At 36.9% G+C, this 19,209-nt stretch carries 18 protein-coding genes; 14 read left to right on the top strand and 4 right to left on the bottom strand.

The window, feature by feature from the left end:
- The first annotated feature begins 41 nt into the window (after nt 1-41).
- From gap to FNW07_RS07200, 3 genes are read left to right on the top strand one after another with little or no spacing between them, the layout of a single operon-like run.
- Entirely contained in the window at nt 42-1,046 is a 1,005-nt protein-coding gene (gene gap / locus FNW07_RS07210) for a type I glyceraldehyde-3-phosphate dehydrogenase (protein ID WP_126743394.1), read from the top strand.
- Nucleotides 1,047-1,062: 16 nt separating this feature from the next.
- The gene (locus FNW07_RS07205; RefSeq protein WP_126743395.1) at nt 1,063-1,914 is read left to right on the top strand and encodes a BadF/BadG/BcrA/BcrD ATPase family protein; all 852 of its coding nucleotides are present in this window, start codon (nt 1,063-1,065) and stop codon (nt 1,912-1,914) included.
- The gene (locus tag FNW07_RS07200) at nt 1,914-2,282 is read left to right on the top strand and encodes a methylglyoxal synthase (RefSeq protein WP_126743396.1); all 369 of its coding nucleotides are present in this window, start codon (nt 1,914-1,916) and stop codon (nt 2,280-2,282) included. The genes FNW07_RS07205 and FNW07_RS07200 overlap by 1 nt, the downstream gene beginning before the upstream one ends.
- Before the next feature lie 9 nt (nt 2,283-2,291).
- On the opposite strand, the gene FNW07_RS07195 is transcribed toward FNW07_RS07200, so the two are convergent.
- Together FNW07_RS07195 and FNW07_RS07190 are read right to left on the bottom strand one after the other, a co-directional pair.
- Nucleotides 2,292-2,672, bottom strand: coding sequence for a RidA family protein (locus FNW07_RS07195; RefSeq protein ID WP_126743497.1), 381 nt, complete (start codon nt 2,670-2,672; stop codon nt 2,292-2,294).
- 25 nt (nt 2,673-2,697) lie between these two features.
- Nucleotides 2,698-5,415, bottom strand: a complete 2,718-nt coding sequence (locus tag FNW07_RS07190) for a putative LPS assembly protein LptD (protein ID WP_126743397.1) — start codon at nt 5,413-5,415, stop codon at nt 2,698-2,700.
- Between the two features lie 82 nt (nt 5,416-5,497).
- Here FNW07_RS07190 and FNW07_RS07185 point away from each other — a divergent pair, with 82 nt between their 5' ends.
- From FNW07_RS07185 to FNW07_RS07140, 10 genes are all read left to right on the top strand, one after another.
- The gene (locus FNW07_RS07185; RefSeq protein WP_126743398.1) at nt 5,498-6,655 is read left to right on the top strand and encodes an N-acetylmuramoyl-L-alanine amidase; all 1,158 of its coding nucleotides are present in this window, start codon (nt 5,498-5,500) and stop codon (nt 6,653-6,655) included.
- 50 nt (nt 6,656-6,705) lie between these two features.
- On the top strand, nt 6,706-7,671 hold the full coding sequence (locus FNW07_RS07180) for an MlaD family protein (protein WP_126743399.1): 966 nt from the start codon (nt 6,706-6,708) through the stop codon (nt 7,669-7,671).
- Nucleotides 7,672-7,677: 6 nt separating this feature from the next.
- Nucleotides 7,678-9,006, top strand: a complete 1,329-nt coding sequence (locus FNW07_RS07175) for a (Fe-S)-binding protein (protein WP_126743400.1) — start codon at nt 7,678-7,680, stop codon at nt 9,004-9,006.
- A gap of 10 nt (nt 9,007-9,016) precedes the next feature.
- Complete coding sequence (locus FNW07_RS07170) at nt 9,017-9,463, top strand: phosphoheptose isomerase (RefSeq protein WP_126743401.1); 447 nt, start codon at nt 9,017-9,019, stop codon at nt 9,461-9,463.
- Nucleotides 9,464-9,520: 57 nt separating this feature from the next.
- Nucleotides 9,521-10,312, top strand: a complete 792-nt coding sequence (locus FNW07_RS07165; protein ID WP_126743402.1) for a (Fe-S)-binding protein — start codon at nt 9,521-9,523, stop codon at nt 10,310-10,312.
- 216 nt (nt 10,313-10,528) lie between these two features.
- Nucleotides 10,529-11,143: a hypothetical protein gene (locus tag FNW07_RS07160; protein WP_126743403.1), complete on the top strand. Its 615-nt coding sequence runs from the start codon at nt 10,529-10,531 to the stop codon at nt 11,141-11,143.
- A gap of 147 nt (nt 11,144-11,290) precedes the next feature.
- A complete protein-coding gene (locus tag FNW07_RS07155) occupies nt 11,291-11,773 on the top strand; it encodes an ABC transporter ATPase (RefSeq protein ID WP_126743404.1) in 483 nt (160 codons plus the stop codon).
- Between the two features lie 9 nt (nt 11,774-11,782).
- Nucleotides 11,783-14,782, top strand: a complete 3,000-nt coding sequence (locus FNW07_RS07150) for a glycoside hydrolase family 3 N-terminal domain-containing protein (protein WP_126743405.1) — start codon at nt 11,783-11,785, stop codon at nt 14,780-14,782.
- Between the two features lie 98 nt (nt 14,783-14,880).
- Complete coding sequence (bshA, locus tag FNW07_RS07145) at nt 14,881-16,014, top strand: N-acetyl-alpha-D-glucosaminyl L-malate synthase BshA (protein ID WP_126743406.1); 1,134 nt, start codon at nt 14,881-14,883, stop codon at nt 16,012-16,014.
- Complete coding sequence (locus FNW07_RS07140) at nt 16,011-16,433, top strand: protease complex subunit PrcB family protein (RefSeq protein WP_126743407.1); 423 nt, start codon at nt 16,011-16,013, stop codon at nt 16,431-16,433. The genes bshA and FNW07_RS07140 overlap by 4 nt, the downstream gene beginning before the upstream one ends.
- 48 nt (nt 16,434-16,481) lie before the next feature.
- Here FNW07_RS07140 and FNW07_RS07135 read toward each other — a convergent pair whose 3' ends face one another.
- The gene (locus tag FNW07_RS07135) at nt 16,482-16,997 is read right to left on the bottom strand and encodes a hypothetical protein (protein ID WP_126743408.1); all 516 of its coding nucleotides are present in this window, start codon (nt 16,995-16,997) and stop codon (nt 16,482-16,484) included.
- Between the two features lie 169 nt (nt 16,998-17,166).
- Entirely contained in the window at nt 17,167-17,970 is an 804-nt protein-coding gene (locus FNW07_RS07130) for a hypothetical protein (RefSeq protein ID WP_126743409.1), read from the bottom strand.
- A 160-nt stretch (nt 17,971-18,130) separates the two neighbouring features.
- Here FNW07_RS07130 and aroC point away from each other — a divergent pair, with 160 nt between their 5' ends.
- The gene (aroC, locus tag FNW07_RS07125) at nt 18,131-19,192 is read left to right on the top strand and encodes a chorismate synthase (RefSeq protein WP_126743410.1); all 1,062 of its coding nucleotides are present in this window, start codon (nt 18,131-18,133) and stop codon (nt 19,190-19,192) included.
- Nucleotides 19,193-19,209 lie beyond the last annotated feature (17 nt).

Genomic DNA, 19,209 nt, shown 5'->3' with positions numbered 1-19,209 from the left:
ACGGTAATGTGGATTCACTTTAAAAAATAAATAAAATTAAGATGTCAAAAATAAAATTAGGAATCAACGGATTCGGCAGAATAGGAAGAATTGTTTTCAGAGAAACATATAACAGGGATAATATTGAAGTGGTGGCTATTAATGATTTATTGGATGTGAACCACTTGGCGTACTTATTAAAATTTGATTCCGTGCACGGCAAATTTTCAGAAAAAGTAGAAGTCATTGACGGGAAACTTTTTGTAAACGACAAACAAATTCGTGTAACTGCTGAAAAAGATCCATCCATATTAAAATGGGATGAAGTTGGGGCAGATATTGTTGCCGAATGTACTGGTATTTTTACCACTTTGGAAACGGCCAACGCCCACATCAAAGGTGGAGCAAAAAAGGTTATTATTTCAGCTCCTTCTGCTGATGCGCCAATGTTTGTGATGGGTGTCAACCATGATAAGGCAACCGCTGGAGATACCATTGTGTCTAATGCTTCTTGTACGACCAACTGCCTGGCTCCGATAGCAAAAGTGATCAATGATAATTTCGGGATTGTAGAAGGATTAATGACGACCATTCATGCGACAACCGCTACACAACTTACGGTTGACGGTCCTTCTAAAAAAGATTTCCGTGGCGGAAGATCAGCCTTGCTCAATATCATTCCGGCTTCAACCGGTGCTGCAAAAGCTGTAACAAAAGTTATCCCGGAACTGAAAGGCAAACTAACGGGTATGTCAATGCGCGTTCCTGTCGCTGATGTTTCTGTAGTGGATTTAACTGTGAAGTTATCTAAAGAAACGTCCTACGAAGAAATTATGGCTGTTTTGAAAAATGCTTCTGAAAACGATTTTAAAGGAATTATAGGCTTCACCGAAGATGACGTAGTTTCTCAGGATTTTATTTCGGATCCAAGATCTTCGATAGTAGATTCGAAAGCCGGAATTGGATTAAATTCGACTTTTTTCAAAATCATTTCCTGGTACGATAATGAAAGTGGCTATTCCAATAAATTAATCGATTTGTCGGTTCACATTGCCGGTTTAAAGTAATCCTATACGACATAAAATGAAAATACTTGTAGACAGCGGTTCCACAAAAGCGGATTGGATTGCATTAGATGAAGACGGGTCGATTTTATTCACGACCCAAACTTTGGGATTGAATCCTGAAGTTCTTACTAAAGAAGAATTGATTACACGTCTTAACGACCGTTTTGATATTCTGCACAACAAAAACAAGGTTTCCAACTTATATTTCTATGGTGCCGGATGTGGAACCGACAGAATGAAAATTTTCCTGAAACAGGTTTTTCAGGAGTATTTCTCAAATGCTGCCGTAACTGTACATGAAGATACGTATGCCGCAGTATATGCAACGACACCAAAAAATGAGAAAGCGATAGTCTGTATTTTGGGAACGGGTTCAAATTGTAGTTATTTTGATGGACGTGTATTACATCAAAAAGTGCAGTCTCTAGGGTATATTGCTATGGATGACTGCAGCGGAAACCAATTTGGAAGAAAATTAATTCGCGGTTATTATTTTGGGAAAATGCCAAAAGATATGGCAGCCCAATTTGAAAAAGAATACGATCTAGATCCCGATTCTATCAAGCACAATCTTTATAAAGAACCAAATCCGAATGCTTATTTAGCGACATTCGCCAAGTTTTTGATACAACATAAAGACGATGATTTCTGCCAAAAAATAATCCTTTCAGATATGGAGGATTTTGTGGAAAATTACATCAAGCAATTTGAAAATTACAAAGAAGTTCCGGTACATTTTATAGGTTCAATCGCGTTTTATCTTAAAGATGAATTGAGACAGGTATTGGAGAAACACGGAATACAATTGGGAAATGTCCTTCGAAGACCCATTGACGGATTGATTCAATTTCACATGCACAATATATAATGGAAATAGCAATAATTGCCCACGATGGAATGAAGGCCGATATGGTTCAGTTTTTAAACAAAAACAGGGACATCTTAATTGCCGAACGCATCAAACTGATTGCCACCGGAACAACAGGAAGTAAAGCAGAAAATGCGGGTTTTAAAGTAAAGAAAATGCTTTCGGGACCGTTGGGTGGGGACGCGCAAATTGCTGCCAGGGTAGCCGAAGGAAAAACGAAGATGGTTCTCTTTTTTAAAGATCCCTTAGCGAGCCACGCTCATGAAGTCGACATCAATATGCTGATTCGGGTTTGTGATGTACATAATGTTCCTTTGGCAACCAATGAAGCAACAGCCCAATTATTATTGAATGCTATTGCTGAATGAAATATGGAATTATTTGATCGCGATCATCGTAATTTCGACATTTACATTCTTTGGCAGACAAGCCACCTGAACCGTTTCCCGAGCTGGAGCGGTTTTTTCGTCAAAGTAACTTCCGTAAACAGAATTTATAGCTCCGAAATCATTCATATTCATGATGAAAATTGATGTTTTTACAACATCTTCAAAAGACATTTCAGCAGCTTCAAGAACGGCTTTCATATTTTCCATAACCTGCTTGGTTTCTGCTTCAATAGAATCCAAAATCAATTCTCCCGTGGATGGATTAATGGCAATCTGACCAGAAGTATATAAAGTATTTCCAACTAAAACGGCTTGATTGTAGGGCCCAATGGGAGCAGGGGCTTTTTCAGTAAATATTATTTTTTTCAACATGATATATATAATAAACTCTAGATTATCTTAATTGTCGGTCTTGACCTGAACGTTTCTCCCATTTAATATCGCTCAACACGCTGGATTTGATTCCGATAAAGAATCCCCACGACTCATTATTTCCAAAAGGCTGCCAGTTGAAATCCATTCTCCAACTTAATAAATCCCTTTCAAACCGGAGTTGGGTAAAAGTTACCCCTTTTTGCACAAAATCATAACCCGATGAGGCTCCGACTTTCCATTTAGGGGTAAGATCCACATTAGCTGAGACCATTATGGAATTCCCAACAATTCTATTTTCTCGATTATTGTTACTATAAGTTAAGGAGTAGGCAAGGGTCATATCCCATGGTAAGTCGGTCTTAAACAATTCCGAAATTTTATCGTCTCCCACTTTATCTTCTTCCCCAAATTGACTTTCCCTACGGTCACTGAAATCAGTATTAGAACCAAATAAATCATCACCACGTCCGCCATTTCTCAGACCTTGCTTATTTTCTTTCTTGGCTTCACTGTCTGTGCTAGACAAGGAATAATTCAAGGTCAAGTTTGAACTCGTCAATCGAAACAAACTTCCGCCATTGTTAAAATTAAATGTATTAATACGTTGTCCTGAATTACCTAAGGCATATGGGTCTAAAATAGCAGAAAAATTGATATTCATCTTTTCATTGAAAATCTTTGTACCTCCACTAATATTTAATGGGTACCAACGTAATGAATCGCTGGACGCATTATAACTCGTACCGAAATTCAAACTATTTAAAAGTGTAATCTTTTTAGGTTCTGTTTTCGTCGAATCTTTATCTGTTACTTTAGCCTCCAAATTATTGGCTAAACTAAAACTTAAAATATTGGAATTCCCTTGACCGGGAGCACCAAAAATTCCGCCCTCAAAACGGGTATAATTTTTAATTGTTCCGGTTCCGTCCGCAGTATAATTATCATAATATTGGTCAAAACTTGGAGTATAGGCGTAAGAAATGGACGGACGCATGACGTGACGAATGGATTTTATTTTTTTATCATCTCCAAAATTAAAAGTACCGTAAATCGTCGTTCCCAAATTGGAACTCAAAGAATACGTTCTATAGGCATCAAAACCATTAACATCAGTAGTAAGAACTTTGTTTTGAAGAACATCAAAGTTTTTTTCAACCGTTTTCAAATACCAAACCTCTTCATAGGTAGCATTGGCAGATGCACTTAAATATTTTAAAATTTTGAAATTTGTGCTTAATGGAATCGAATGCTTCATCCCGGATTTTGCATCCCGGAACATTTGCGGCTTAAAAAACAATGAATCCGTTGTTTCGATTTTGTTTTCACCTTTCATGGAATATTGAAAGTTGATATTTTTAATAAATCCTTTTTTTATCCCGTCTTTTGGAGCAAAAGGATATATACGGTCAACGTTCACAAGCAATGAAGGCAAGGTCATGTTAATCACCTGAGTTTGGGTAATCTGTGAATGTAAAGCCGATATGGACATATCTACCTGTGGAACAGTATTAAATATTTTTTTATAATGGATCGAGGAAGTTAAAGTATTATTCAATTGCGAACCCGCATTTACTTGATTTATAGATTGCTGAAAATATTTACTGCTTCCCAAATTGACAGATGCCGAAAATTGTGAACTAGGATTCGATTTTGGATCCTTAGAATGTGACCATTGGATGTTGTAAATATTCTTTTTTTCATAATCGGGATATCCTCTTTCGCTTGTGATCAGGTTTTCAAAACGAAGATTCACATTCCCCCTGAATTTATAGCGGCTGGCATAACTGGACTCAGCACGCATTCCATAACTACCATTAGTATAATAATCACCCAAAACCGCCAAATCATAATTATCGCTTAAGGCGAAATAGTAGCCACCGTTTTGCAAAGAATAACCTCTGGCCTGGGTATCATTAAAGGTAGGCATAATGATTCCCGACTGGCTTTTTTCAGTCATCGGAAAAAACGCAAACGGCAAACCGATAGGAGTCGGTACATCGGCAATCACCAGATTGGTTAAACCCACGACCACTTTCTTACCGGGAACAAATTTCACACGGTTGGTCTGAAAATAATATTCCGGATTATTAATGTCTTTTGCAGTGGTGAAGCGGGCTCCACTCATAAAATATACGGAGTCATTTTCCTTTTTGGTGATTTCCGCCTTAATTTTAAATTCCCCTTGTTCGGTCCTGGAGTTCCAGACCAAAGCTTTTTTTGTTTTGTAATTAAAACGGATGGAATCCGGCTCCACCACATTAGTGCCTTGTTTGAAAACCGGTGCCTGAGTATATTGTCCAGTGGAATCTTTAATCCTACCGGCGTAAATTTCATCCTTTTCATAATCCATGACAATGATTCCGGCTTTCAATTCAATGTCCTGATAATATAATTCGGCTTTATTATATAAAGTTATGAGTTTCTTTTTTTGATCTATTTTTTCATAATCAACAGCTTTCCGTTTGATTTTACTTTCGAGGTACCCTTTTTTGGGTTTAACGGAGTCCTTTTTTATAGAATCTGTAACCTGAACAAGGTCTTTAACATTGACTTCTAAAGGAGTATTTGCCTGTTTTTCAGGAGGTACAGCTGTGGTTTTATTCTTTATTTCCTGCGAGTACGATTTTGTCGTTCCCAGTGTTAGGAAAATTGATAATAAAACGATATTAAATAAGTTTGTATGCAAAGGTTTAAATGCTATTTTTGTAAAAATATGGCTTAGTTTTTGGAGTGTCAAACTTACATATTATTTTTCTTCAAAAATAGACAAATAATAAAATTATCTCCTTAAGGTTTAAATAAAATTAACTTTTATATATATGTATATATCAAATAAAATCAAAGTTTCATTTCTAGTGTTATTTTGTGCGCTGACCTTTTCGGGGTTTAGTCAGAATAAAAAATTCAAAGTGACATTGGATGCCGGGCATGGCGCCCATGATTTTGGGGCCGTTTATCATGGTCATATCGAAAAAAACATCACCTTAGCAGTAACGCTTAAAGTGGGTAAAATCTTGGAAAGTCAGCCCAGTGTGGAAGTTAATTACACCCGAAAAACTGACGTTTTTATCGACTTGATAGAACGTGCCAATATTGCAAACAGGGTAGATGCGAACATATTTGTTTCCATGCACTGTAATGCCAATAAAAATATTGCCGCATCCGGTACAGAAACCTTTTTAATGGGTATGACCAAAAATGCCTCTAATCTTGCTGCGGCAAAAAAAGAGAATCAGGTTATTACTTTAGAGAAAGACTACAAACAAAAATACGAAGGATACGATCCCAATGCACCTGAAACTTTAATAGGTATGACGTTAATGCAGGAGGAATTTCTTGAAAACAGTATCGCCTTAGCCAGTAAAATTCAGGATCGGTTTACTATTGATTTAGGTAAAAAAAATAGAGGTCTAAGCCAGGCGCCATTCATGGTTTTACATAAAGCATATATGCCCCGTGTTTTAATCGAAATGGGATTTATCTCTAACATAACTGAAGGTGCATTGTTGGATTCTGAGGAAGGACAAAACGAGATTGCCAAAGCTATTGCCGATGCGATAATGAGCTATAAGAGAGATTATTTTGGAAATGGCGATACCGATGAGGATGAAAGACCTTCTCAGAAAATAAATGAAAAACCAATAAGGGATACTTCAGGTCCTGTCAAAGAAACACTAAAAATAGCTTCTGAAACTCCGAAAGAAACAAATAGAGATACTCCCACAGGTACGGTATTTAAAGTGCAGATTTCTGCCAGCAGCAAAAAGATCGAACTGATTCCGAGTAATTTCAAAGGATTGCGAAACATCTCAATAACTAATGGTTCTGGGATTTATAAATATATGTATGGCGAAACAACTGATTTTAACGAAGCTAAAAAAAATCTGGAAGAAGCTAAATCAAAAGGGTATAACTCTGCTTTTTTAATTGCTTTTAAAAACGGCAATAGAATAGATATTCAAGAAGCTGTTAAATAATGACAGCAATTCCAAGATTTTAATTTAATTTTGTTCAAAAATTCAGACCATTGAAAATTACCAGAGAGATTAAAACCGCCATATTAGTTATCGCTTCCATTTTATTGTTTATTTGGGGATACAGTTTTTTAAAAGGTAAAGATTTATTTACCGATTACCGGACTTTCTATGTCCAATACGATAATGTCGAAGGATTGGCGGCATCGGCTCCAGTCACTATCAACGGACTTGTGGTAGGTAAAGTAACTACAATTTCAATCGATAATACTACTGGAAAGTTGATTGTCGAGCTTCAAATCAAAAGTGATTTCCCGGTCTCTAAATCAAGTCTTGTTGCAATCTACGAACCAGGATTGATCGGAGGAAAACAAATTCAAATCATTCCCAATTATACTGATAAGGTTCTTGCCAAATCCGGTGATACACTACAAGGGAGTGTAAAAAAGGGATTAACCGATCTTGTAGGTGAGAAACTGACTCCTTTACAGGACAAAGTTGAAAAAACCGTGGTTAGCGCTGACTCTCTCCTGACGAGCCTCAATAAGGTACTGGATGCTAAAACCAAAGAAAACCTGAAAAGCAGTATTGCGCACCTGAACCAGACCATGGCTCAGTTTAGTGATGCTTCAAAAAGTGTCAATACCATTTTGGATGGGAACAAAGAGAAAATTGCTGTAACCATGACCAACCTTAATAAGGTATCTTCTGACTTTTCCAAAATTTCCGATTCACTTTCAAAAGCCAATATCAGCAGAACGGTTAAGAATTTAGGCGAAACATTGGCTAAAGTCGATAAAATCATGGACGGTGTTCAATCCGGAAAAGGAACATTAGGCAAAATGATGACAGATGAGGCATTGTACAACAATCTGGACAAAACGTCCAAAGAATTGGAATTGTTACTACAGGATTTAAGACTGAATCCGACAAGATATGTGAATGTATCTTTATTTGGAAAGAAAAATAAACCTTATATAGCGCCAGTAAACGACACGATATCAAAAGCCAAAAACTAACAATTTATGAGCTACTTAGACAATATATTATTTGCCATTCTTCTTGGGTTAGGTTTCGGATTTTTTGCCCGAAACATCAAAAAAATTATACGAAATATTAAATTAGGCCAAGATATCAATCGTTCTGATAACCCATCGGCCCGTTGGACAAACATGGCGATGATTGCCTTGGGACAATCCAAAATGGTCAAGAGGCCTGTTGCAGGAATTCTTCATATATTGGTTTATATCGGATTTGTAATCATTAACTTAGAGTTATTGGAAATCGTCATCGATGGTCTTTTCGGAACACATCGTATTTTTGTTTTCCTAGGCGGCTTTTATGATGTACTGATTGCTTCCTTTGAAATTTTAGCCTTCCTTGTGTTATTTGCCGTGATCACTTTTTTAATCAGACGTAACGTTATTAAATTAAAACGTTTTATTCATTCTGACTTAAAAGGATGGCCAAGAAGTGACGCTAATTATATATTATATTTTGAAATTGCATTGATGTCTTTGTTCCTATTAATGAATGCTGCCGATTATCATTTGCAATTATTAGGTTTTGGGCACTACGAAAAAGCCGGAGCGTTTCCTATATCTCAATATATAGAACCAATCTTTAACGGAATATCAGAGAGCACGGTAATGATGATTGAAAGAGCGGTTTGGTGGCTACATATCACCGGAATCCTGATTTTCCTGAATTATCTTTATTTTTCAAAACACCTTCATATTTTACTGGCATTCCCAAATACGTATTTCGCAAATTTAGAGCCAAAAGGTAAATTCAATAATTTAGAATCCGTAACCGCTGAAGTAAAATTAATGATGGATCCAAACGCAGATCCTTTCGCTGCGGCACCAGCTGATTCAAATGCTGCTCCGTCAAAATTCGGCGCCAGCGATGTTCACGACCTGAATTGGGTTCAGTTATTGAATGCCTATACGTGTACCGAATGCGGCCGTTGTACTTCTTCGTGCCCTGCCAACCAAACCGGTAAAAAACTGTCTCCTCGTAAAATTATGATGGACACCAGAGACCGACTGGAAGAAGTAGGGAAAAATATGGATGAAAATAAAGGAGATTTCATTCCTGACAATAAAACTTTATTGAACGATTATATCACACCCGAAGAACTTTGGGCGTGTACCTCCTGTAATGCCTGTGTTGAAGAATGTCCGGTAAATATTGACCCATTATCCATAATTATGGACATGCGCCGTTTTTTGGTAATGGAACAAAGTGCAGCACCGATGTCGCTAAATGCGATGATGGCAAATGTTGAAAACAACGGAGCGCCATGGCAATACAACCAACAGGACCGCTTGAACTGGAAAGACGAACAATAATAGCACAACAATGAATATTGAAGATTTAGACAAGCAATTAGTCCCGGCAACTGAAAACGGAGAATTGATCAGTCCCATACTTCCAAATGGCATCAAGAACTATTTGATTGATATTGACGGAACCATTTGTGATGATATTCCAAATGAACAGCCCGAGAGAATGGCAACCGCTGAAGTTTATCCGGATGCTTTGATTACTTTAAATAAATGGTTTGACGAAGGTCACATCATTTTCTTTTTTACATCCCGTACCGAAGCGCATCGTGAGGTTACGGAGACATGGCTAAAAAAACACGGTTTTAAATACCATGGAATGCTAATGGGAAAACCCCGTGGAGGAAATTACCACTGGATAGACAATCACTTAGTAAAAGCCACCCGCTACAGAGGAAAATTTACTGATTTGGTAAACAAAGAAGTGACCATTGAGGTTTTTGATGACGGGCAACACGAATAAGTAATTAAATAAACATTGCATTTGCATTCATGCATCTCGCATATTATAAAAAAAATTATGTCAGAAAGTTTAGTAGTGCCTACAATGGCAGAAATGTTAGCGCAGGGAAAACAGCCGGAAGTATTATTTTGGGTTGGATGTGCGGGTAGTTTTGATGATAGGGCAAAAAAAATTACCAAAGCCTTCGTACGGATTTTAAATCGTGCTAATGTTTCTTTTGCAGTTCTTGGAACGGAAGAAAGCTGTACCGGAGATCCTGCAAAACGTGCCGGAAATGAATTTTTATTTCAAATGCAGGCCATGATGAACATTGAGGTGTTGAATGCCTATGAAGCAAAAAAAATTGTTACTGCCTGTCCGCATTGTTTTAACACCATAAAAAACGAATATCCTGAGTTGGGTGGTAAATATGAAGTGGTACATCATACTGAATTTCTAAAATCATTATTGGACGACGGGAGGTTAACTATTGAAGGTGGACAATTCAAAGGAAAAAAAATCACTTTTCATGATCCTTGCTATTTAGGAAGAGCAAACGGGATTTATGAAGCGCCTCGGGATTTAATCCAAAAATTAGATGCCGAACTGGTAGAGATGAAACGTTCCCGGGCAAATGGATTATGTTGTGGTGCCGGTGGTGCCCAAATGTTTAAAGACGCTGAACCTGGTGATAAAGAAATCAATGTTGAACGAACCGAAGACGCATTGGAAACCAAATCAGAAATTATTGCAGCCGGTTGTCCATTCTGCAATACTATGCTTACGGATGGTGTTAAGAATAAAGAGAAAGAATCTGAAGTTAAAGTCATGGACATAGCAGAACTAATTGCAAACGCCCAGGATTTATAAAATATCGCTCAACTGTCACATTAAATCGGTTAAAATCAGAAATGGTTTTAACCTTTTTTTGTACTCCTAACTTGTTATTAACATTTTACGTATTCAATTGGTTAACAAAATATTAACTAATGAACTGTTTGTCTGAAATTCTTGCTATGTAACGGATAATTTTTATTTCTAGATTTAAAAAAAGTAGCTTTAAACTAGAACTTAAAACTAGTGGTTATGAAAAAAAAATACTTTCTAAAATCGTTCATTTTATTGTTTTTGTTTTCAGGATTCATCTCCAATGCGCAGGTCGGAATTGGAACATCTAATCCGCTTTCCACCTTGCATGTGGAGGGCACCATGAGAGTAACAAATACAAATAACACGACTACAACAACCAAGCTTACAGGAACCTGTTCACAAGGGGTTATGGCGGATGTAAGCGTAGGGAGTAATCTGTCATTAGTAAACAATGTATTGAGTGCAGCTGATTCTGATAATTCTAAATACAGAATAGCGACGGTTCCAATGCCAACCCTTTTCTCCAATCAAGTCTTTGATAATATTGATTTACAACTCAATGGGGCTAATGCTGGTGTGGTTGTTTTTAGATTTATTGGTTCGGGCCATAATTTTTCCATCAGCGGTCTTCGGGGTGGAACAGACGGTAGGCATGTTATTTTATACAATGCATCAGCGGTAAATATGAAAATTAATCATTTATCGTCTTCCGTGCCGGCAAATACTATAGATACTATTGGTGCGTCAACTTCAACTTCTGGCGTGGGAACTGTCGAATTGGTTTATGATGGTGCCGCTTCAAAATGGATTGTCATTGCTATCAGAGATTAAGAAATACCTTGATTTTTTATACCTGGAAAAACCATTACGTGGGTTTCGTGATGGTTTTTTTTGTATTTATTAAGTACAGAAATTATAAATACTTTATGAGGAAATATAATTCTAAAAAGGTATTTTTGTAAAAATATCTAATTATTTATGTCAGTAGATTTTAATACACTTCCGGAAGAATCAAAAATTTGGATTTACCAATCCAACAGAAAATTTTCCGATGATGAAATTATAGAAATAGAAAAAGCTTTAGAAGAATTTGTTAATAACTGGGCCGCACATGGTACCGGTCTTGAAGCTGGTTTTATCACCAAGTACAATCGTTTTATTATACTTGCTGTAAATCAGGAAAATCAAATGGCAACAGGCTGTTCGATTGATGCTTCAGTACAGTTTATTCAAGAATTGGAACAAAAATACAGTGTCGATTTATTGGATAAAATGAATGTGACTTTCAAATTAGGAGAGCATATCGCACATAAATCATTGATTGATTTCAAAAAAATGGCAAAAGATAAAGCCGTTACCGAGAATACTATAGTATTCAACAATCTCGTTAATACTGTAGGGGAATGGCAAGAATACTGGGAAGTTCCCGCAAATGAAAGCTGGCACAGCCGATTTTTTTAAAATACACTTATGAAATCTATTCCGTATAAACTTTTTCTACCAATTGGTATAATCATATTGGCTATAGGCTGCTCCAGTACCAAAAAGACAAAAACGGCATTGGCAGCACCAAAAAAAGAAATTGTAACCCCACATTATATAAATCCCTTTTTTAAAGAAAGCGACAATCAAAAGAAATGGGTAGACAGTGTCTATGATAAGATGACATCCAATGAAAAGATTGGGCAATTATTTATGGTCGCCGCCTATTCCAATAAGGACACTACACATATCCATGCCATTGACAAACTTATAGCCGAATATAAAATTGGGGGACTGATTTTTTTTCAGGGCGGTCCAATGCGCCAGGCTAATTTAACCAACCGTTACCAGTCACAATCCAAAGTCCCTTTATTTATTGGGATTGATGCAGAATGGGGACTAAGCATGCGTTTGGATTCTACCTATCGTTATCCTTGGAACATGACTCTCGGTGCTATTCGGGATACCAAATTAATTGAAAGAGTGGGTGCTAATATGGGTCAGGAAAGCAAACGATTGGGCATTCATTTCAATTTTGCCCCGGTGTTGGATATCAATACCAATCCTAAAAATCCAATTATTGGTTTCCGTTCTTTTGGTGAAAACAAGGAAAATGTGACTAACGATGCTGTCGCCTTAATGAAAGGTGTTCAGAGTCAGGGCGTTTTTTCTACAGGAAAACATTTCCCGGGTCATGGTGATACGGCCACGGATTCTCATCACGCACTGCCAATGGTCAATTTTTCGAAAGAAAGACTGGAGGAAGTAGAATTCTATCCCTACAGAAAAATGTTTGAGGAAGGATTAGCTTCTGTAATGGTGGCGCATTTAAATGTGCCAAGCATTGAACCGCGTACCAATTATCCAAGTTCGATTTCCTATAATGTAGTAACGAATATTCTTCAAAACCAATTGGGATTCGAAGGCTTGATATTTACTGATGCATTGAATATGAAAGGTGCCAGTACGTTTAAAAGGCCGGATAATACATCATTAAGTCCTGGGGAAATTGATCTGGAAGCGTTTTTGGCTGGAAATGATATTTTACTTTTTTCCGAAAATGTCCCATTGGGAATAGACAAAATTTGTCTGGCATATCAGGACAGTTTAATTTCAGAAGAAAGAATTGCCCATTCGGTTAAAAAGATTTTAAAATACAAATATTTCGCTGGCCTTAATAAATACAAACCTGTTGCCACTTCCAATCTGGTTTCTGAAATTACGCCGACAACCAATCAGGCATTACAATACGAATTGTATGAAAACGCAATAACTGTATTGAAGAATAAAAATGAAATACTTCCAATCCGGAACTTGGAAAACAACAAAATTGCTTACGTAAAATTAGGTGATGATACCAATAGCACTTTTGTATCTACTTTAAAAAAATACACAGAAGTTACCGAGGTTGCCAATGAAAATATTGACAGCTTAAATATTCAGTTGAAAGAATTCAACACCGTTATTGTGGGTTTCCATAAATCTGATAAAGCTTGGAAAAACCATGATTTTACTGAAAAAGAATTACTATGGTTACAGGAAATCGCTAAAAACAATATTGTCATTTTAGACGTGTTCGCCAAACCATATTCCCTATTGCCAATTACAACTTTCGATGAGATCGAAGGGGTAATTGTTTCGTATCAAAATGCAGATGTTGCGCAGGATGTTTCTGCCCAATTGATTTTTGGAGCCGTCGCAGCGAAAGGAAAACTGCCGGTATCCATCAACACTGCTTTCAAGGTAAATGATGGTTTAACAACTGATAAAATTAATCGTCTTGGATTTACGGCTCCTGAAAATGTCGGAATGAATCCTGCGATTTTATCTAAAATCGATGCCATTGCCCAAAAAGCAATTGATAAAAAAATGACTCCCGGTATTCAGGTTTTGGTGGCACGTAAAGGAAAAGTAGTATATCAAAAATCTTACGGCTATCATACCTACGATAATCTCCTGAAAGTCAGCAATTCTGATGTGTACGATATTGCCTCTTTGACCAAAATCATTTCGACTCTGCCTAATGTAATGAAACTTTATGATGCTAAGAAAATCAATATGGAAACTACCTTAGGGGAAATGGTTCCCGTATTTAAAAATACAGATAAGGAAAAAATCATTTTTAAAGATCTTTTATCACATTACGCCCGTTTGCAGGCCTGGATTCCATTTTATCAGGCGACATTAGACAATAAAGGGGTTCCTTTAGAGAAATATTACAGAAAGACCTACGATGAGCAATTTTCAAAGCAAGTTGCCGACAGTCTTTTTATCAGAAATGATTACCACGATACTATCATGAAGATGATTGCTAACAGTAAATTATCTGCAAAAAAAGAATATAAATACAGTGATTTTACCTTTATCATTCTAAAAGAATATTTGGAAAAAGCAACCAATAAAAGATTGGATAGTCTAAGTCAGGAAAATTTCTACGGCCCTTTAGGGATGAACAATACAATGTATAATCCGTTGCGCAAAATGAATAAAAACACGATTGCACCAACCGAAGTTGACAGTTACTTTCGTCATCAGGTGCTGCAGGGATATGTTCATGACATGGAAGCTGCCATGGAAGGTGGAGTGGGAGGTCATGCGGGAATTTTCTCGAATGCGATGGATGTGGCGAAAATGATGCAGATGTATCTTCAAAAAGGAAATTATGGTAATCGCCAATATTTTTCCTCCAAAACTTTTGATGAGTTCAATACTTGTTATTTCTGTAATGAAAATAACCGTAGAGGAATTGGTTTTGACAAACCGCAGCAACCCGGGAAAGAAGGGCCAACCTGTGGTTGTGCTTCGTTGACCAGTTTCGGACATACTGGATTTACGGGAACTATCGCCTGGGCCGATCCGGAAACAGAACTGGTTTATATCTTTTTGTCCAACCGGACTTTCCCTGGAACAAATCCATCCAATACTTTATCTAAGGAAAATATCCGTGAGGACATCCAGAAAGTAATTTATGAGTCCATCGTCAAATAACGAGAGAAATCAGGGGTTTTGTTTTGGGTTATATTTAACGAAATTTTTCCTAAATGGCTATTAAATTTTGGTTAATTTCGTTTAACTAAAAAATACTAATGAAAATAGCAATAGTTTGTTATCCAACTTTTGGTGGGAGTGGTGTAGTAGCAACAGAATTAGGACTTGAATTAGCCCGAAGAGGTCATGAAATCCATTTTATTACCTACAGTCAACCCGTTCGTTTAGCACTTTTGAATCCTAATGTGCATTACCACGAGGTGAATGTTCCCGACTATCCTTTATTCCATTATCAACCGTATGAATTGGCTTTGTCGAGTAAATTGGTAGATATGGTAAAATTGTATCAAATTGAGCTTTTGCACGTTCACTATGCAATTCCACACGCGTATGCCGGTTATATGGCAAAACAGATGCTCAAAGACGAAGGAATAGACATTCCGATGGTCACCACACTTCACGGTACCGATATTACTTTGGTGGGAAACCATCCATTTTATAAACCCGCCGTAAGTTTCAGCATTAATAAGTCGGATGTGGTAACTTCGGTGTCCCAAAGTTTAAAAGACGATACCTATAAATTGTTCAACATCAACAAAGATATTCACGTAATCCCGAATTTCATTGAATTAAATAACAACATCAAAGATCCCAATATTTCCTGTCATCGCTCCGTAATGGCAAAGGAAAATGAAAGGATCATAACCCATATCAGTAATTTCAGGAAAGTAAAACGAATTCCGGATATCATTACCATATTCTACAAAATTCAGCAAGAAATCCCGGCCAAATTGATGATGGTAGGGGATGGGCCTGAAAAAGAAATGGCAGAAGATATGTGCCACAAATTAGGGATTTCAGACAAAGTCATCTTTTTTGGAAACAGTAATGAAATTGACAAAATCTTAAGTTATACCGATTTGTTTTTATTGCCATCTGAAACAGAAAGTTTTGGGTTGGCGGCTTTAGAAGCTATGGCTTGGAGTGTTCCAGTAATTTCAAGTAACTCAGGCGGTTTACCCGAAGTAAATTTTGACGGAGTTTCCGGTTATTTAAGCGAAGTTGGAAATACCGATGAGATGGCTGAAAATGCTTTAAAAATTTTGAAAGATGATTCCGTTTTGGCTGAATTCAAAAAAAATGCTTTATCTGTGGCTAAGCAATTTGACATAGAAAATATATTACCTTTATACGAAGATTTATATCGAAAAACAATCAATAAAGAATTATGAAAAAAGTCGCCTTCTTATTTCTGGCCTTAGCGGTACTATCATGCGGTGCCAAGAAAACGACAGGCAAAAAACCCTTATTCCAGGTATTGACCCAACAGAATGACGGCGGGGGAAATATTCATTTCTTTGAAATTGTATCCGATAAAAGAGAGTTTACCATGTTGCTGAATGATGATAACCTGAAGCGGAAAATAAAACCGGACGATATCAACACTTCTAATTTTATCATATTGAATATGGGAGCAAAAACGGGAAAGGGCTATTCGATTGAAGTGGTAGATGTTCAGGAAACAGCAGATAAAATTATTATTACTGTCAAAGAAAATGAACCTGAAGGAAAATCGGATCCCCTTGGAGAATACACTTATCCGTATAGTATCGTAAAAATAAATTCTAAAAAAGAAATTATTATAAAATAAAAAACTCCATTGTTTCCAATGGAGTTTTTTATTAATCTTTATTTTTTTTTAAAATTGGTATCTAATACCAAAAGCAACATCCGGACCAAAATCTTCATTTACTTTATCAGTGAAATATACTTCAGGTCTGAAATCCAATGAAATCATCAACGGAATAGGAAAATTATATTCGATACCGATGTCACCCGCTGCAAAAGCATATGTATAGCTATCGTTATATTTTTCACCAGCATAATTATAGTCATAGCTACTGTTTGCCAAACCACCACCGACACCCGCATACCAGTTGAATCCCCCATCAATATTCCATACCCATTGATACAATCCTGCTAATTTTACAGAACTGTCATCCCGATTATCCCCATAGTAATCGCGTCTGTTTCTCCATCCTAAATCCAGCTCTAATCGATTGCGGGTTCCTAATTTTCTTTGATAGGATACCTCTGCACCAATTCCATCGTTATCACCTATACGCAAACCAATGGCGTTCTTCGATATTTCCTGTGCTTGTGCGCTAAATGCTAATCCAATTAACATTGTAGCCGATAAAATAAGGTTTTTCATATTTAAGTTTTTTGTTTTTACAAAGATACATTCTAAAACTGCTATATAAACTTACAAAATATTTATAAAAACTTACATATTTCACATTTATATTTTACTAACAACGCCAAATTTGTGCGTTTATGCTGTATTAAAATGAAAAAATATTCATTTTTCACCCAATATTCTACTAATCAACCTGATAAGTATCTAAAAATTCTTCCTGTGTCTGACTACCTGAAGTAGGAATTGGAAGTGTTACTCCATAAGATGATAAATCCTGTAATTGATAGCTTATAGTGGTAGTGGCATATATCATCCCGATATCTTTTGAATAATATTGGAAAGAAGAAACTACGTCCTGAGGATTCATTATCGTAATAGGAACCGGAAATGGAATATTAGGTATAGTTACTGTCGTAGAAATTTTTAAATTCAAAGTTGTTTTTACTTTTTTGACATCAGCGTAAACTTCACCATCAGGTGATGTAAAAACCGGAAGCGTTTCTACAGAAACCGATTTCATAGTATATTCCAATTTCAATGGATAACCTTGAAAATCCTGGTCGATTATATCTGATATTGAACTTAACTGCTCATTGTCTATGGCACTTTCTTTAAAAATAACAAAATCGTCTAACGTAAAATCTACAGGGAAGACATCGCCTAGATTTAATCCCGCACTGCCACTTAAAAGAAGTGAAGCACCTTCTTTCCGAACACCATTGTCGTGCAATGAATTCGAGTAAAAACCAAAAGGTTGAAACAGCGTCTTGAACTTCTTATAGGTTTTTGAATTGATAACAGTGTCATTGGAGACATATAAAGAATCCCTTTCTGAAACTGCGTCTCCTTCCACTCGGTATGTCCAAAAATTCCCATCTTCTAATGGTAAATAATTAGTAGTATTACCACTATTGGTGTTGTTGCTGTCGGAAGAGCAGGAAGCCAATGCTAATAGGAAAGCAGATGATAATAAGAATCTGAATTTCATCTTTAAATTTTTTTAGTTTCGCTAATATAATAATTTTTTAATGGTCTGAGAAAAACAAACTAAAAAACTGTTCCGTAGGTTTTACAAGCAGATATATTATGGGAGTTTAAAATTTTTTATTCTAAATCAGAAAACTTACATTTGTTTCAAACAATCAAGTATGGCTGGAAATAGCTTTGGAACCCTTTTTAAAATCACCACTTTCGGCGAATCACACGGAGAGGCATTGGGCGGAATTATAGATGGATGTCCGGCTGGAATACTCCTCGACTTTAAAGCTATTCAGGGGGAAATGTCCCGCAGAAAACCAGGCCAATCGGCGATTGTTACCCAAAGAAAAGAAGATGATGAAGTTCAGTTTTTATCCGGAATCTTTGAAGGAAAAACTACCGGAACACCGATTGGTTTTATCATTCCAAATACCAATCAGAAATCAGAAGATTACAGTCATATAAAAGATACCTATCGTCCCAGTCATGCCGATTATGTGTATGAACAAAAATATGGAATACGGGATCACCGGGGTGGTGGACGTAGTTCGGCACGAGAAACAGCATCCAGGGTAGTGGCCGGTGCCATTGCCAAACAGGTATTGTCCAACATTCAGATCAATGCTTTCGTTTCCTCAGTTGGTGACATATTTATAGATAAGCCTTATCAGGATTTGGATTTTTCCAAAACCGAAAATAATCCAATCCGTTGTCCGGATGAACCTACTGCCATAAAAATGGAAGAATACATCCGGGAAATCAGAAAACAGGGTGATACTGTTGGAGGGACCGTTACCTGTGTCATCCAAAATGTACCGATTGGACTTGGAGAACCGGTTTTTGACAAGCTTCATGCTGAATTAGGTAAGGCAATGCTTTCAATCAATGCCGTCAAAGGATTTGAATACGGAAGCGGCTTTTGCGGCGCTAAGATGAAAGGCAGCGAACACAATGACTTATACAATGCTGATGGCACTACCAAATCAAATCTGTCCGGTGGCATCCAGGGCGGAATTTCAAATGGGATGGATATTTATTTCCGTGTCGCCTTCAAACCTGTGGCCACTATTATGAAAACACAGGAAACATTGGACAATCAGGGAAATATTGTAGAAATGAGTGGTAAAGGACGTCATGATCCATGTGTAGTCCCTCGTGCCGTTCCCATTGTTGAAGCCATGGCGGCGATAGTTTTAGCCGACTTTTATCTTTTAAACAAAACCTATAAATAACCAAAAATAAATTTCCA

It is taken from the genome of Flavobacterium sp. GT3R68 (assembly GCF_007109225.1).
In the GTDB taxonomy this organism is placed as follows: domain Bacteria; phylum Bacteroidota; class Bacteroidia; order Flavobacteriales; family Flavobacteriaceae; genus Flavobacterium.
The sequence above is the reverse complement of the archived record's forward strand: the minus strand, read 5'-3'. Positions and strand labels throughout refer to the sequence as shown.

Coding starts and splice junctions, on each gene's coding strand:
- FNW07_RS07140 (WP_126743407.1), top strand. CDS start 16,011: ATGAAAAAAGTCGCCTTCTTATTTCTGGCCTTAGCGGTACTATCATGC.
- FNW07_RS07165 (WP_126743402.1), top strand. CDS start 9,521: ATGTCAGAAAGTTTAGTAGTGCCTACAATGGCAGAAATGTTAGCGCAG.
- bshA (WP_126743406.1), top strand. CDS start 14,881: ATGAAAATAGCAATAGTTTGTTATCCAACTTTTGGTGGGAGTGGTGTA.
- FNW07_RS07170 (WP_126743401.1), top strand. CDS start 9,017: ATGAATATTGAAGATTTAGACAAGCAATTAGTCCCGGCAACTGAAAAC.
- FNW07_RS07150 (WP_126743405.1), top strand. CDS start 11,783: ATGAAATCTATTCCGTATAAACTTTTTCTACCAATTGGTATAATCATA.
- FNW07_RS07205 (WP_126743395.1), top strand. CDS start 1,063: ATGAAAATACTTGTAGACAGCGGTTCCACAAAAGCGGATTGGATTGCA.
- FNW07_RS07185 (WP_126743398.1), top strand. CDS start 5,498: ATGTATATATCAAATAAAATCAAAGTTTCATTTCTAGTGTTATTTTGT.
- gap (WP_126743394.1), top strand. CDS start 42: ATGTCAAAAATAAAATTAGGAATCAACGGATTCGGCAGAATAGGAAGA.
- FNW07_RS07160 (WP_126743403.1), top strand. CDS start 10,529: ATGAAAAAAAAATACTTTCTAAAATCGTTCATTTTATTGTTTTTGTTT.
- FNW07_RS07200 (WP_126743396.1), top strand. CDS start 1,914: ATGGAAATAGCAATAATTGCCCACGATGGAATGAAGGCCGATATGGTT.
- FNW07_RS07130 (WP_126743409.1), bottom strand. CDS start 17,970: ATGAAATTCAGATTCTTATTATCATCTGCTTTCCTATTAGCATTGGCT.
- aroC (WP_126743410.1), top strand. CDS start 18,131: ATGGCTGGAAATAGCTTTGGAACCCTTTTTAAAATCACCACTTTCGGC.
- FNW07_RS07155 (WP_126743404.1), top strand. CDS start 11,291: ATGTCAGTAGATTTTAATACACTTCCGGAAGAATCAAAAATTTGGATT.
- FNW07_RS07135 (WP_126743408.1), bottom strand. CDS start 16,997: ATGAAAAACCTTATTTTATCGGCTACAATGTTAATTGGATTAGCATTT.
- FNW07_RS07175 (WP_126743400.1), top strand. CDS start 7,678: ATGAGCTACTTAGACAATATATTATTTGCCATTCTTCTTGGGTTAGGT.